Source organism: Oligoflexus sp. (assembly GCF_035712445.1).
Classification (GTDB): Bacteria; Bdellovibrionota_B; Oligoflexia; order Oligoflexales; family Oligoflexaceae; genus Oligoflexus.
Genome location: NZ_DASTAT010000069.1, coordinates 14,104 through 27,851 on the forward strand (window position 1 = coordinate 14,104; position 13,748 = coordinate 27,851).

General features: G+C 55.0%; 13 protein-coding genes. 9 read left to right on the forward strand and 4 right to left on the reverse strand.

Annotated elements, in window-relative coordinates; genetic code table 11:
• Nucleotides 1-34: 34 nt before the first annotated feature.
• From VFO10_RS15200 to VFO10_RS15215, 4 genes are all read right to left on the reverse strand, one after another.
• A complete protein-coding gene (locus tag VFO10_RS15200) occupies nt 35-1,084 on the reverse strand; it encodes a hypothetical protein (RefSeq protein WP_325141606.1) in 1,050 nt (349 codons plus the stop codon).
• A gap of 157 nt (nt 1,085-1,241) precedes the next feature.
• The gene (locus VFO10_RS15205; RefSeq protein ID WP_325141608.1) at nt 1,242-1,652 is read right to left on the reverse strand and encodes a hypothetical protein; all 411 of its coding nucleotides are present in this window, start codon (nt 1,650-1,652) and stop codon (nt 1,242-1,244) included.
• Nucleotides 1,653-1,809: 157 nt separating this feature from the next.
• Nucleotides 1,810-2,928, reverse strand: a complete 1,119-nt coding sequence (locus tag VFO10_RS15210; RefSeq protein ID WP_325141610.1) for a lysophospholipase — start codon at nt 2,926-2,928, stop codon at nt 1,810-1,812.
• A gap of 11 nt (nt 2,929-2,939) precedes the next feature.
• On the reverse strand, nt 2,940-3,542 hold the full coding sequence (locus VFO10_RS15215; protein WP_325141612.1) for an OmpA family protein: 603 nt from the start codon (nt 3,540-3,542) through the stop codon (nt 2,940-2,942).
• A gap of 619 nt (nt 3,543-4,161) precedes the next feature.
• On the opposite strand from VFO10_RS15215, the gene VFO10_RS15220 reads away from it, so the two are divergent.
• The 9 genes from VFO10_RS15220 to VFO10_RS15260 all read left to right on the forward strand — a co-directional run bounded on the left by VFO10_RS15220 (nt 4,162) and on the right by VFO10_RS15260 (nt 13,678).
• Nucleotides 4,162-4,593, forward strand: coding sequence for a response regulator (locus VFO10_RS15220; protein ID WP_325141614.1), 432 nt, complete (start codon nt 4,162-4,164; stop codon nt 4,591-4,593).
• A 2-nt stretch (nt 4,594-4,595) separates the two neighbouring features.
• Nucleotides 4,596-6,485 carry a methyl-accepting chemotaxis protein gene (locus VFO10_RS15225; protein WP_325141616.1) on the forward strand — a complete coding sequence of 630 codons (1,890 nt, stop codon included), beginning with the start codon at nt 4,596-4,598 and terminating at the stop codon, nt 6,483-6,485.
• 21 nt (nt 6,486-6,506) lie between these two features.
• A complete protein-coding gene (locus VFO10_RS15230) occupies nt 6,507-8,744 on the forward strand; it encodes a chemotaxis protein CheA (protein ID WP_325141618.1) in 2,238 nt (745 codons plus the stop codon).
• 27 nt (nt 8,745-8,771) lie between these two features.
• Complete coding sequence (locus VFO10_RS15235) at nt 8,772-9,293, forward strand: chemotaxis protein CheW (protein WP_325141620.1); 522 nt, start codon at nt 8,772-8,774, stop codon at nt 9,291-9,293.
• Between the two features lie 10 nt (nt 9,294-9,303).
• Entirely contained in the window at nt 9,304-10,167 is an 864-nt protein-coding gene (locus VFO10_RS15240) for a protein-glutamate O-methyltransferase CheR (RefSeq protein WP_325141622.1), read from the forward strand.
• Complete coding sequence (locus tag VFO10_RS15245; protein WP_325141624.1) at nt 10,164-10,658, forward strand: chemotaxis protein CheD; 495 nt, start codon at nt 10,164-10,166, stop codon at nt 10,656-10,658. The genes VFO10_RS15240 and VFO10_RS15245 overlap by 4 nt, the downstream gene beginning before the upstream one ends.
• Entirely contained in the window at nt 10,659-11,048 is a 390-nt protein-coding gene (locus VFO10_RS15250; protein ID WP_325141625.1) for a response regulator, read from the forward strand.
• Between the two features lies 1 nt (nt 11,049).
• Nucleotides 11,050-11,535 carry a chemotaxis protein CheX gene (locus tag VFO10_RS15255; protein ID WP_325141627.1) on the forward strand — a complete coding sequence of 162 codons (486 nt, stop codon included), beginning with the start codon at nt 11,050-11,052 and terminating at the stop codon, nt 11,533-11,535.
• 127 nt (nt 11,536-11,662) lie between these two features.
• Nucleotides 11,663-13,678 (forward strand): adenylate/guanylate cyclase domain-containing protein, encoded by a 2,016-nt coding sequence (locus VFO10_RS15260; RefSeq protein ID WP_325141630.1) that lies wholly within the window; start codon nt 11,663-11,665, stop codon nt 13,676-13,678.
• The last annotated feature ends 70 nt before the right edge of the window (nt 13,679-13,748 follow it).

Below are 13,748 nucleotides of genomic sequence, written 5' to 3' on the forward strand. Positions count from 1 at the left end.
GCGGCGGTTGCGATTTCTGCTCAAACTGCGGGCATCAAAGCGAGACGTTGACGCCGATAGTCAGGCCTTCCACCTGCATGGGGAAGGAACTTTCGGTGCGGTACTCCTGCAGGATCTCCCGACCGTTCGGTCCATCGGCGCTCAGCTGCCAGCGGTATTTGGTCGCGTAACGGGCGTTGAGGCTGAGGGTGCCTTCCGCGAAGAGACTCACGTATTCCCAGTTATAGGCGGCCTGCAGCACCAGATCTGTTTCCTGCATTTCACCGATGCCGCGCACGACGATATTCACCGGCTGAAGATTGTCACCGACGATCGTATCCTGCAGCGAGCCTTCGCCCTTGGCCTGGATGGTGTAGCGCAGCCCGCTGCTGATCGTCCACCTTGCGAAGTTCCAGCTGTAGGACGCGCCGGCGAAGTACATGAGAACGGTGACGTCATATTCCGAGAATTGATTGACGCCGGAATACACGAGGGCTTCATTGCGAATGCCGAGATGGAAGCCCCAGCCGCTCTGCAAAAGATATGTTCCCTGGAGCTGGGTGCCTGTTCCGTGCAGATCGCCTTCAGCCTTGCCTGCGGGAACAATATAGTAGCGGGTCACAAGGCCTGCGGATAAAACGAGGCTATCCTGCTCGTTATGATCCGGCATGGTGCTGCGTTCCACGAGAGTCGGCGCGCCTGCAGGTTTTGCCTCGGGAACGGGACTTAGATCCTCGGGCCTGATCGTCTCATCATCAGGGGGTGGGAACTCGGTGGGATCGAATTCGGGACGACCGATGGATCGCGGGGCCTCGCCGGGCTTGATGCGGAAGGTTTCGCCGACTTCCATGTCTTCGGAATCATCGTCGATCAGAGTAATGCGCACGCGATTCACGCGATATATTTTTTTGATGAGGCCCGTCCATTGATTTTTTTCGAAGTTTTCGATGAGGATGTATTGCCCCACACCATGCGTTTCCAGTTCCGTGCGGGAAAAACCCATGATGATGGCCCGGCCCGATTTTTTCCGCAGAACGGCAGCGGAGACGGGATCGGTCGCCAAGAGGCTCAGCATGATCGTCAAGAACCAGACAAGTCCTCGCATGGTCTTTCCTTATCCTAAGGGAACCATTTCAGTATTGCAGAAAACCCGTCATGAAAAAAGCCCTGAACCCAGAGGGCTCAGAGCCGACGACAGAGAATAACTAATGAAGAAGGCGCTTGGAAGGCGCCTGGCAATGGTTGAGCGTCTCGCTCGTACGTTATGCAGACGCTGCGTGGCGAGGCGCGGGAAGCTTGTACTGCGCTGCATTCTGCGCCGCGCGGCGATCACGCAGGAGGGCTTCATCGCGCAGCCAGATCATACGGAGCGCCTGGCCAGCCGCAGCATTCAATTTAAAAATATCGCACATGGCATCGTGATAGCGTGCATTCAAACGCCGATCTCCATTCATCACATGCGACAGGTAACCTTTTGAAGTGATACCGCTGCGTCTCATGATATAGCCGAAGGACATATACCGATACAAACTTTTATGCAGTTCATAGAGGCCACGAAATGCAGCAGCTCCATTGGGTGCCTGGGAGATGATCGCAAAATTCATGACTTCCAATTCCTTGTCTTCAAGCGACAGGCGACAGTGGGGAAGTAATTCCGATGCGCGGCCAGACATGATGCGAACTCCTTGTGCGGATGAAATGCCGATCGTTTTGAGCGGCGTATCACCCATTTGCAGAAAGCGTTCCGTTCGAATCCTGTCAATTATGGCGTAAAAAAGTGGGTTTTTAAGGTCAATATGGCGTGATTTGGCCGGTTTCTGTCCAGAAAGCCTAAGGTTTGGTGGCCGGATTTTGGCCAGCGGGGGTGGGCACCACAGCCGGACTTGGACCAGCCGATTGAGGCTCCTGAGAAAGGGTGTGCTCTCTTAAAAAATTCCGAATACTGTCCATATAAGAAGCACGCGGGCCATCCTGCTCGCGGTAAAGTTCATGACGCGTGCCCGGGATCAGAATTTTCTGACAATGCGGGGCCCGGCTGCAGAAAGCATCCTGACCGTCGGGAGTCACGTAGGTATCCTGGTCCGCCTGCAAGAGAAGCACAGGCGTCGTCACGCGAGCCGCCCAGGCCGCGTCATCAATCTGAACGGACGCGCGAATCGCCTCGCCAAGCCAGCGAAACGAGGTTCCACCGAGTGAGAGCGGCCATTCCTCGGGGCTGCTATAAAAATCAGCATAAACCTGCCAACGGGGGCGCGAGCCGGTGCCGGAACGCTCGGTGTATTCGGGTTTTCGCGGTCCAATCTGGCCAAAGGCATAGCTGGCCCCAAAGCCGAGAGCCGACATGGTTTGAGCCAGCAGCAGAGCCGCGGGCCGGGGCACGCCCTTCAAATCAATCGACATCATAGGAGCCGAAAGGATGACTGCTTTTACGAGATCGGGCCGTTCATGAAGGAGGAGCGAGACGACCAGCCCACCCATGGAATGGGCGAAAAGAAAGGTCGGCTTCGTCCCGTCCGGCCGCACGACTTCGGTCAGGAACTGTTCCAGGTCCTTGACGTAATCCTCGAAACGATCGACGTAGATAGCATCCTTGCCCTCGGGATTCAGGCGCGTCGAGCGCCCGAAGCCGCGCTGATCGAAGGCAAAGACATCGAAGCCGGCCTTGGAAAAATCCCAGGCCATCTCCATGAACTTTTCAATGCGTTCACCATAGCCATGGACGATCACGATCTGACCCAGGGCCTTGTCCTGAAGAAAGGTTTTATAGCGTAAGGTGACCGGCGTCGCGGACGGAACGCGGGACGTCAGAAACTGATCCGGCTGGTTTTGAAACCAGGGCTTCAGTTCTTTTTCAGACCAGTCGGCATAAATGGGTTCGCGGGGAGAAGCCGGAAGTGGGGCGGCCAGGAGCATTTGAAGTAAAATAAGGGGCCGAATCCACTTCCGCATAGGACACCTGTTTAAGGGGCTTTGCCGAACGCTGACGGACCATAGTTGATGGTAAAGTCACCGCGGCGATTCTTTTTGAAGACAGCGATGGTATTGCCTTCCTCGATCGGATCGGATTCCCCCATGGATACAGGGTTCAGGCGATCCTTTTCGATTCCGTGCTGGATCAGATAGTCTTCAATGGCTTTCGCGCGTTTGGCACTCAAAGACTTATTATAGTTCTCGGCCCCCTGTTTGTCCGCATGTCCCCGCACGGAAACACGGGCCAGGGGATCTTTTTTCATGCCAGCCACGATTTTATCGAGCGCGGCGATCGTGACATCGGACAGGCGCGCATCATCGAATTCAAAGTGTACGACGATGCCCGAGGGATCGAAGCTTTTGTAATCAGCGATCGCATAGTCCACCACGTCTTCATCCGCGGCTTTCATCGCGCTTTCCGCTTCCTGGATGAGCACGGCTTTTTCCGGCTGCTCATCGCTGATGGCCTCCGCAGCGGACGTCGGCGTGTCGAGGTCATCTTCGGAAAGGATGTCCTCCGGATTGTTCGCATCAGTCGTAGTGCAAGCCGGCAGCAAACATACCAGCAGCGCTGCTTGCAACCCAAATCGCATTATTCGAGTCATCATAAACGTCGCCTTTCGGTTACTGGAGCATCATTTGTACATTATCGGAATTTTTCATATGCAACTTCAGATGAACCTGAAAAGCGCTTGAATCTCCTTTCGCATCCGTGGGTTAAAGCGCAGCCCAGGCCCTTAATTCAGGAGGCCCCTGGGACTTTCTTAACAGAGGCGGGGTCAGGGGGCTGGCTTGGGAGCGCGTGTCGCCAAGGGGGGGGGACAGCCTGGGGGTGCCTCGGCTATTGCAAAAAAGCCAAGGCCGCATGAAGGTAAAGCGAAAGATGTGCTGATAACTCTTTGCGTTCACTTGCTTGCCACGTTAAAGTTTGCGCGCAATCCATCAGAGTTCCCTTGCTGCAGGGAGGCTGAAGTTCCTTCTCGAACCTCGCTGCACATAGACAAACCAGACTGCACGTGTGCACAGGCTGTAGAAAATCGAACAATGACTCCCTGCTTCGAGCCTTGAAAATCTCATCAATAACGCCTTGCTGGACCAACCTTTGGAATATATCAGAATTGTTCATGAAGCCTTGCGTCAAGCGGCGCAGGCCCCCACCGAATGCGTGAAAGAAAATGCAGTGGGTATCTTAAAGTGAGGAGCAGAACTTTCATGATGGCTGGTTTGCCTTACAAGGTCGCGATCCTGGATGATGACCCCTTTCACCAGAGGATACTCGAAAGCCTCTGTGAGGGTTATTCCTGGCTGAAAGTAAGAAGCTTCGCGGATCCTACCGAAGCCATGGAAACGATTCGCCAGGAACGCATCCCCATTGTCTTGGTGGATATCAATATGCCCGGCATGTATGGCGACGATGTTCTGCGTCACTGCATGAGCCTGAAGCAAGGCATTCAGGTTTACGTCATCACCGGTGCCGAAAACATGGTGCTCGCCAGCCGCTGCCTCGAACTTGGGGCTCGTATCGTAATCCGTAAGCCGGTCACACCTCAAACCATGGACGAAGCGCTGAACGATGCAAGGGTGCATTTGGATCGCTGTCAAGAAACCATCAAAAATTTTGCACGTCGGAAAATGGAGGCTTGAATATGACTATGCATTTGAAAAAGAAGCTTTTGGTGAGCTTTCTCGTGTCGGCAATCTTTTCGGTCCTGGTAGGGGCGCTCGGTATCTTCGGCATCAGTCGTACAGTTGATGCCCTTGATAGACTACAGTCTATTTCCATTCCAGGCTTTGATATGGTGTGGCGAGCCAACCAAACCCAGACGGAAGTAAGGTCCATGGCGCGTGGCCTCATGCAGGCTGACCTTTCCGTGGACGAGATGAACCGGCTTCTTCGTGAGTATGGTACCAATTACAAAGATATGTCGAAAGCTCTGGCCGATTATGAAAAAATCGAGGATGTCCCAGAAGCCTTGGCAATCCTGAAGCTCCTGATGAAGGATATGACGGAATGGGATCGTCTGCAAAAAGCGGTCGAACCGCTTTGGGCCCATAAACTCGAAATGATCCGAGACGGCAGTCGCGAGAAGAACCCAGAGGCCTATCAAAAGCTTCAGAATGAAATCATCGCAGCACAGGAAACGACAGGTAAATCCTATGATGAGTGTACTGTCAACATGGTGGCTCTTACCGACCTTAATATGGAGCAGACCAAGGTCCTGGCGCACAGGACAGGTGAATCGGCCCAGACGCTTCGCCTGGCCATGATCGTTCTTGCCTTGTTAGCTCTGAGCGCATCGGTGTTCATTGGCTTTCGCATCGCCAATTCCACTTTGCGTCTTTTGGGAGCTGATCCCTCGGAAATTTCAGAGGTCGTTAAAGTGGTTTCGACGGGTGACACTGACCTGCAAATGGATGCGAACATCAACTTTGGCGTCTATCAGGACATTCGCAATATGGTGCGCGGCCTGAATGAAAAAGTGAACCAAGCGGAAGCGATCGCGTCCGGTGATTTGACCAAAGAGATCGTTCTCTTGTCCGATCGTGATCGGCTGGGCAAATCCTTTCAGACCATGACTAATGTTCTGCGTGAAGTCATCACGCGCTCAAACATGGCGGCCGGCCAGGTTTCTGCCGGATCGGAGCAGGTTTCCAGCGCGAGCCAGACGCTTTCCCAAGGCGCAACGGAGCAGGCTGCTGCCGTCGAGGAAATCACCAGTTCCGTGACCGAAATTAGCGCCAAGATCAAAAATAATGCGGAATCCGCTACAAATGCCAGTGAAACGGCTCAAAAAGCGCAGAAGCTCGCCGAGCAAGGGAACAGTCAGATCGAAGTGACCTTGAAAGCGATGAACGAGATCAATCAGTCGAGCTTGGAGATCTCCAAGATCATCAAAGTCATCGACGACATCGCCTTTCAAACCAACCTGCTGGCGCTGAACGCCGCTGTTGAAGCGGCACGAGCCGGGCGTCATGGCAAAGGCTTCGCGGTGGTTGCGGACGAAGTGCGTAACCTTGCGGGTCGCAGTGCGAAGGCGGCCAAGGAAACGACCGAGCTGATTGAATCCTCATCACGGAAGGTCGAAGGCGGCCTGGGTGAAGCCCGTAAAACTGCAGAGTGCTTCAAGGAAATCCTGGAGGGATCGCTGACCGTTTCGTCGACAGTGAAGATGATCGCCGAAGCGAGTCGTGAGCAGGCTTCCGCTATCAGCCAGATCGCATCCGGCATCAATCAGATCAATAAGGTGACGCAGACCACCACAGCGAGTGCCGAGGAAACGGCTTCGGCCGCAGAGGAGCTGGCAGGTCAGTCTCAAGAGTTGAAGCGCAGCCTTGCTTACTTCCGCCTCGGTGATGAACGATATGAACGCAATTCGGTCCATCAGAACCAAGGCCGCGTCATCGCCATGCGCAACCCAGCCCCTTCCAACCCCGGATCGGATTGGGGACGGCAGGCGAATGGGACGCAAGGCGGCGACTCAGGCGCGAAGCACACGGCCCTCGATGATCAGGATTTTGGAAAATACAGCGCCTAATAGTGAGCTGAAGGAGTCAAGGTGGATCGCGAATATCAAACATCACAGGAATTGGTTGAGACTTTCATTGCGGAAAGCATTGATTTTCTCGATGAACTGGAGCTGCAGCTGATCGCTCTGGCCGAAGCCAGCAGTAACCCGGACACGCCGGTTCAAACCTTCGACTCGCTTATGAATACCATCTTTCGTCTCATTCACACGGTAAAAGGCGGGGCGGGGTCATTCGGCTTCAAAAACATAGCAGCCCTGGCTCATAAGGCCGAAAACCTTCTGGATGCCATTCGGAAGAAAGCGATCAAGCTGGACCGTTATCGCTTGGAGCTGTGTCAGCAGGCGATCGACCTTTTCCGCATACTGCTCGGCTGCATTCAAAACACAAGGATCGACGTGGATCCGGAGCGGCAGGGCGATATCCTGGACCTCATGACCAAGCTGGAGGATGCCCGCATCGACCGCGAGCATGCGCCTTCAGATGGTCTTCCGCCCATGACCGAAGTCTCATCAGGATTCTTCGTTTTTGATGATGACAGTCCCGAGGCCGCACCGACACCAGCATCAGCTGCACCGCCACCGGCCTTCCGCATCACCGATGCCATGCGACTCTCCTATCTGCAGGAATCCGATGAGACTCTGCAGAAAGTGGAGGCCAGTCTCCTGGCCCTGCCCAATCTTCGCGGCCTGGAGCAGGTCGAGCAGGTGGAAGAAGCCTTCCGCCGCATCCATAGCTTCAAAGGCAACTGCGGCTTCATGGGTTTTCAGGATCTTTCCCAGCTGACCCATGCCCTGGAAAGCCAGCTGGAGCGCGTGAAGACCCATCCTCAGTTCATCACCCCGCCCGTCACCGAATGCTTTCTGCGAACAGTGGATGCGATCAAAACCACGCTCTTCAGGATCGGACAGCATGGGGATGATGCCGTCGCGGATAAGGATCAGCTGCTGGAACATCTGGACGCTTTGATTCCAAGGGCTGATCGAAAAGTGCAGCTGCAGGCATTGGATGAAAAACGATTCAAAAGTCCAGCGCCTTCCGAGGGAGCTGCGCCGCAGCTGACTCCTGTGCGCAATGACATTCGCGTGGATCTGAAGAAACTCGATACTCTGATCAACCTGGTCGGCGAACTCGTGATTGCCGAGGCGATGGTGAGCGGCAGCCTCAAGGATGCAGGGATCGAAAATGAACAGCTGGAACGCGCCATTCATCATCTGAGGCGCACGACCCTCGATCTGCAGGACGTTTCAATGTCGGTGCGCATGGTGCCGGTGGCGCAGACCTTCCGCAAGATGACGAGGCTGGTGCATGACACCACGCAAAAGATGGGAAAAAAAGCCCGCCTGGTCCTGAAAGGCGAGGACACCGAGGTGGACAAGACCGTGATCGAACAGATCGCGGATCCCTTGGTTCATTGCGTGCGCAATGCCATAGATCATGGTTTGGAACTGCCTGACGCTCGCAAGAACGCCGGCAAAGACGAGGTGGGAACGATCACCTTGGAAGCGCGGCACGAGGAAAGCGAGATCTGGATCATTATCAAAGACGACGGCGGTGGCCTGCGCCGCGATAAGATTTTGAAACGGGCCCGGGAACGGAACCTGCCCGGCATTGAACGGGAACAGTCGCTCACCGACGCCGAAGTCTTCGCCTATATATTCGAGCCGGGATTCTCGACGGCGGAGCAGGTCACCGACATCTCGGGACGCGGCGTGGGCATGGACGTGGTCCGAAAAAACATCGAGAAAATCAAAGGCCGGGTTCGAATGGAATCCCATCCCGGCCAGGGAACCTCCATAATTTTCGAGATCCCACTGACTCTGGCCATCATCGACGGGATGCTGATTCGGGTGGGTCAGACGAAATACACGCTGCCCCTGCTCTTGATCCAGGAATCCATCATCCTGAATCCTGAGCGTGTGACGGTGGGGCCCGACGGTCAGAAGATGGTCGAACTTCGCTCGCAGTTTATCCCCATTATTCAGCTGGCCCAGCTCTTTCATCAGAACGAGGTGCCCCCTTTACCCGATGATGGACTCGTGGTCCTGGTCGAAGCCAATCAGGAAACGCTGGCGCTTCATGTCGATGAAATACTGGGTCAGCAGCAGACCGTTATCAAAGCCCTTCCCACCAGCTATAAAAGATCGCGCGCCATCAGCGGCTGCACGATACTCGGCAACGGGGAGGTGAGTCTGATCCTGGACGTCAGCGGCATGAGCGAATGCCTGGGCCAGACCTATCAGAATCTTGTTTCCAAAGAGGCAGCCTAACACACAACGCAAGGATGCGGAGGAACCATGGTCACGAAAAAAGTCGGCGAACGCGAGCTTCACGATGACGATTGGGATGAGGATGAAGAGGACAGCATGAAGGGCCGCTATCTGGCCTTCCGCGTCCACGAAGAGGACTATGGCATCGAAATCCAATACGTCACGGAAATCGTGGGGATTCAAAAAATCGCCGCTGTCCCGGATATGCCTGATTTTATCAAAGGCGTTATCAACCTGCGCGGACAGGTGATTCCCGTTATGGATATCCGTACGCGCTTTCGCATGCCGCCCAAGGATTATAACGAAAGGACCTGCGTAATCGTCGTCAACTATGACGAGCATCCCATTGGACTCGTCGTGGATTCGGTGAATGAGGTCACCAATATTCCGGATGACAATGTCTGCGAACCCCCACGCGTCGCGCAGAATGAAAGCGCCCGCTACATCCGTGGAATCGGCAAGGTGGGCGATGAAGTGCGCATTATTTTGGATGTGAGTAAACTGCTTTACGGTGCTGAAGCCGAGGCCCTGTCGCAGATCAGCAGCTGAGGACGTGCCCTTGGAAGACGTTGAAGAAAATCCTGGCATGGGAAACCTGCGCCTGTCCGCGGTCGAATTTCGGGCGATCGCCAGCCTGATTTACGATAATTTCGGCATCTGCCTGACCGAAGAGAAACGCGGGCTCGTCATGGGCCGCCTGCAATCCACCCTCTATCGGCGTCAGCTGCGGAGTTTTTCGGAATACCTGGAGCAGGTTCGGCAGGATCGAAGCGGGGCGATGCTCTCCGAGCTGGTGAACCAGATTTCAACCAACCACACCTCGTTTTTTCGGGAACAGAGTCATTTCCAATTTCTGCAGCAAAAAGCCTTGCCTGATGTCCTGACCCGCCTGCAGCAGCAACGCCGCCGCGACCTGCGCATCTGGTGCGCGGCCTGTTCCAGTGGCGAGGAAGCGTATACGATTCAGATGAGCGTGATGAAAAGCCTCGGGCTCCAGTATCAATCCCTGGATGCCGGGCTCCTGGCCACGGATATTTCGGCCAAAGTCCTGAGCCAGGCCGTGCAAGGCATATATGGAGCGGATCGAGTCGGGGATATCCCCGCGAATTACGTCCAGAGCTTTCTGAAGGAACAACCGGACGGCAGCTATCAAATCATAGACAGAGTGCGCGATGAGATCATGTTTCGCCGTTTCAATCTGATGAATGCGGCCTTTCCCTTCAAACCGTTTCAGATCATCTTCTGCCGGAACGTGATGATATACTTCGATGCCACCACGCGCCTGAATCTTCTGAAGCGGCTCCATCACTGCCTGGAGCCCGGCGGCTATTTATTCCTTGGGCACTCGGAGGCCATCAATCCCGGCACCACGCCCTTCATCAATCTGGTTCCCGCCGTCTATCAAAGGAGGCTGGAATCATGAGCGGGAAAATCATCATGCTCGGCGTTGGAGGTTTGGATGCGACAGCGGCACCCGGGGGCGCTTTGAAAACCATGGCCCTTGGCTCCTGCGTGGCCTTGATCATGCTGGATCCTAAGCACAAAGCCATCGGCATGGCTCATGTGGCCTTGCCGGAATCAAGCACGGACGCGGTCAAAGCCTTGGCCATGCCGGGCTATTTCGCAGATACGGCCATCCCTGCCCTTCTCGCCCGCATGGCCCGTCTCGGCTGTGACGCGCGCGGCCAGGGCTTCATCGTGAAGTTGGTCGGAGGGTCGAGCATTCTGGATGTCGAAGGGCTCTTCAATATCGGCAAACGCAATGTGCTCGCGCTGAAGAAATACCTCTGGCAATCCCGCCTTGCCCCCATGGGCGAGGATGTCGGCGGCGATTTCAGCCGCACCGTGGAAGTCCATCAGGAAACAGGCCATATCGTTATTACAAGCCCTATCAAAGGCAGTTGGGAGATCTGAATGGCAAAGCGAATTCTTATCATCGATGATTCAAGAACAGCGCGCATGTTCATAAAGCAGTGCTTTGAGATCGCGGGCTTCTCCGACTGCGAGTTTCTGGAGGCCAGCCAGGGTGAGGAAGCCTTGACCATGATGAATACCGAGGGGAACGTGGCCCTCGTGATCACCGACATCAACATGCCCGTGAAGGACGGTCTCACCATGATTCGAGAGATGCGATCGAGCGAGACTCTGAAGAAGATCCCGGTGCTGGTCATCACATCCACGCAGAACGCCGCCCGCGAGCAGGAACTCAAGCCCTTGGGAGTCGAAGCGATTCTGGCCAAACCTCTGCATTTGCCATTGGTCGCGGAAAAGCTGACAGCACTTAAAACACAGTTGGGTATGTAATATGGCCATTGAACGCGCGAGTCTGGTGTTGGAAAGTCTGAGTGCATTGAACGAAGCCGTTCAGGACACTCTCGAAACCCTGACCTATAAGGAGGCTCTCCCGGTGGATGCCGCGAGCATCGCCAGCCTCAGGGCCCCTTACTACATAACAACAGTCGCCGTGAACAGACCGTACACGGGAGTCATTCGCCTGAAGATCGGCCGTGATCTTGCCATTGGTCTGGTCGGTTCCATGCTCGGTTCGCCCCAGCCCATTGAAGAGGCCTGGGTCCATGATGGGCTGTCCGAGCTTGTCAATACGATCGGTGGTCGTATCCTCGCGCATCTGGTTGATGCCTATAGCTCTTTTGATCTGGGAATTCCTGAAACCCTTTTCGTCGAGAAAGAGGCTGGACCTGCGGAGGGGGTTTTGATTCGGCAGATCTACGCCGTCGATGAGAGTTCGATCGAACTGGAGTTGGAATTCAAAAAAGCCCGGGCCGCATGATGGTATCAGAATGAATGGCATCCGGCCGAAGGAGGGCAGGGACGGTATGCCCCCACTCTCCTTCCAGCCTCATGATTCACCATAAAATGGCGATAAGCTTTGCAGCATCCATGACTGAGTGGGACGCATGCTGCATCATGTCCGCAATCTTTGGGGACGCTGGGTACTCATGAGCCTAAGCTTATGGGTCGGCGGCTCCCTTTACGCCGCGACCGGAGATGGGCTCTTCGATCTGAACCTTTGGGATCGCAGTCGGCAACTGAACCTCGACGGCCAATGGCTTTATATGCCTGGGCGTTTTGTGGAACCCCAGGATTTCGAAGACATCCTTGACCATGATAATCAGGATATCAAAGTGCTGAAGGCGGGCGCTTCGATTCAGGACGAAGCCCACGCCTCGCGTTTCGGAACCTATATCCTGCGCCTGAGTCATCCGCAAAAACTGGAAGAAATGGCCATTTTTCACGGGCTTTATTATAGCAGCGCCAAAAGCCAGGTCTTTTGCAGGAACCTGCCTCAAAGGTCCCTTACGTTGAACCTCGGGCAGGTTGGTGCAAGTGCGAACAGCAGCACGCCGAAGCTTTCCACCTTCGCCGTGCAGAATCTTCAGGAACTCAGCAGCGTCATGCCCTGCTCGGAACTCGTGATCATGCTGCAGGTCAGCAGCTTTCATCACAGCTGGGCGGGCATGTGGCTGCCGCCGCGCCTTGGGCTTCGTGCAGAATTTCAGGATTTCATTCAGCAGCAGGATCGGTCTTATGCCTTTATTTTAGGCATACTCCTCTTTGTCTCCTTTTATGCGGGCAGCTTTGCCCTACGCCGTCGTCAGGAACGCAGCGCACTCTATGTTAGCCTGGGAGCCATGCTCTTGGGGCTGCGCATTGCCTGCCTCTTTCGCGCCGCGCAAAGCGCTGAGGGTTCATCACCCTGGGTCTGGCAGATCGAAAATCTTTTCATCTATGGCGCGGGCTACCTTGTTCCCTATCTCTCGCTCAAGAGCCTTAAATATTTTCTGCCGGGAACCCATCTCTCTCAGAAGGCGGAGCGTCTGCTGGATGGACTGGCCGTGACCATCATCATGATTCAGCTGCTGACTCCGGTGCGCTTTTGGACTGAGTATGCCGGTGCTTTTCTGCTCTTCGGTGTGGCATGCGTCCTCATCGTCTTTCATTACTTGATTCAGGCTCTGCGCCGCCATACACCTAAAGTATGGCCGCATGTTTTGGGTGTGATCTTCGCGTTCAGCGGTATGGTGCTCGAAATGCTGGTCGTCTATCGCGTGATTGATTATCTGCCGCTCAATATTTCAGGCTACGGAAGCGCGATCTGGATTTCCCTGCAGCTGCAGCTCAGTGCGCAACGCTTCGCCGATGCGCTGGAAAAGTCGGAGTATCTGTCGCGGCATCTGCAGGATGAGGTGCAAAAGCAAACCGAGAAGCTGCGCGAATTGAATCGCTATATCGCGGAGAACGTGCTGCGGCGATTTTTACCGCCGACAGTGGTCGCGGATATCGTTGCAGGTAAACGTACCCTGGATGAAAAGGCACGTACGCTGGAGATCACCGTGCTGTTTGCGGATCTCTGCAATTTCACGCGACTCTCCGCTCAGGAAGGGCCGGAACGCACGGCGCATGTTCTGAACGGCTTTCTGGTGCAGATGACGGAAACGGTTTTCGCCTATAACGGGACCATTGATAAATTCCTGGGCGACGGTGTGCTGGTCCTGTTCGGAGCCCCAGAGGTGATGGACCTTCACGCTCAGGCAGAGGCTGCATGGAGGTGTGCAACAGAGATGCAGGAAGCCTTGCAGCGGCTCAATAAAACCTGGCAGGCGGAAGGATGGCCGGCTGTTGAGATGCGCATCGGAATACACTGCGGCTCAGCTTTTGTCGGCAGCTTTGGTGGCCCCATGCGGAGTGATTATACTGCCATCGGTGATACGGTAAACCTTGCATCCCGGATTCAATCTGTAGCGGAGCCGAATCAAATTCTCATGAGTGAAGAGATGGCGCGTCACCTGCCTCAGAGAGCGAAAACCCGCAACGGAAGCTATCAATTGAAGGGTATTCGCGATGCGCAGGTGCTCTATCAACTGCGCCCCTGGACAGAAAACACAGCTATTTCCCAGAAAAAAAGCAGCTGAACGCGCGTCTTGCGGGTTACCGCAGTCCGCGGGTGAAAACGTGAATACTTCAAGCTCTTGCCTAAGTGTT

What these genes read in the sequence shown, in the direction of transcription:
- VFO10_RS15200 (WP_325141606.1), bottom strand. Translation starts at nt 1,084, where the DNA reads ATGCGAGGACTTGTCTGGTTCTTGACGATCATGCTGAGCCTCTTGGCG.
- VFO10_RS15205 (WP_325141608.1), bottom strand. Translation starts at nt 1,652, where the DNA reads ATGTCTGGCCGCGCATCGGAATTACTTCCCCACTGTCGCCTGTCGCTT.
- VFO10_RS15210 (WP_325141610.1), bottom strand. Translation starts at nt 2,928, where the DNA reads ATGCGGAAGTGGATTCGGCCCCTTATTTTACTTCAAATGCTCCTGGCC.
- VFO10_RS15215 (WP_325141612.1), bottom strand. Translation starts at nt 3,542, where the DNA reads ATGCGATTTGGGTTGCAAGCAGCGCTGCTGGTATGTTTGCTGCCGGCT.
- VFO10_RS15220 (WP_325141614.1), top strand. Translation starts at nt 4,162, where the DNA reads ATGATGGCTGGTTTGCCTTACAAGGTCGCGATCCTGGATGATGACCCC.
- VFO10_RS15225 (WP_325141616.1), top strand. Translation starts at nt 4,596, where the DNA reads ATGACTATGCATTTGAAAAAGAAGCTTTTGGTGAGCTTTCTCGTGTCG.
- VFO10_RS15235 (WP_325141620.1), top strand. Translation starts at nt 8,772, where the DNA reads ATGGTCACGAAAAAAGTCGGCGAACGCGAGCTTCACGATGACGATTGG.
- VFO10_RS15245 (WP_325141624.1), top strand. Translation starts at nt 10,164, where the DNA reads ATGAGCGGGAAAATCATCATGCTCGGCGTTGGAGGTTTGGATGCGACA.
- VFO10_RS15250 (WP_325141625.1), top strand. Translation starts at nt 10,659, where the DNA reads ATGGCAAAGCGAATTCTTATCATCGATGATTCAAGAACAGCGCGCATG.
- VFO10_RS15255 (WP_325141627.1), top strand. Translation starts at nt 11,050, where the DNA reads ATGGCCATTGAACGCGCGAGTCTGGTGTTGGAAAGTCTGAGTGCATTG.
- VFO10_RS15260 (WP_325141630.1), top strand. Translation starts at nt 11,663, where the DNA reads ATGCTGCATCATGTCCGCAATCTTTGGGGACGCTGGGTACTCATGAGC.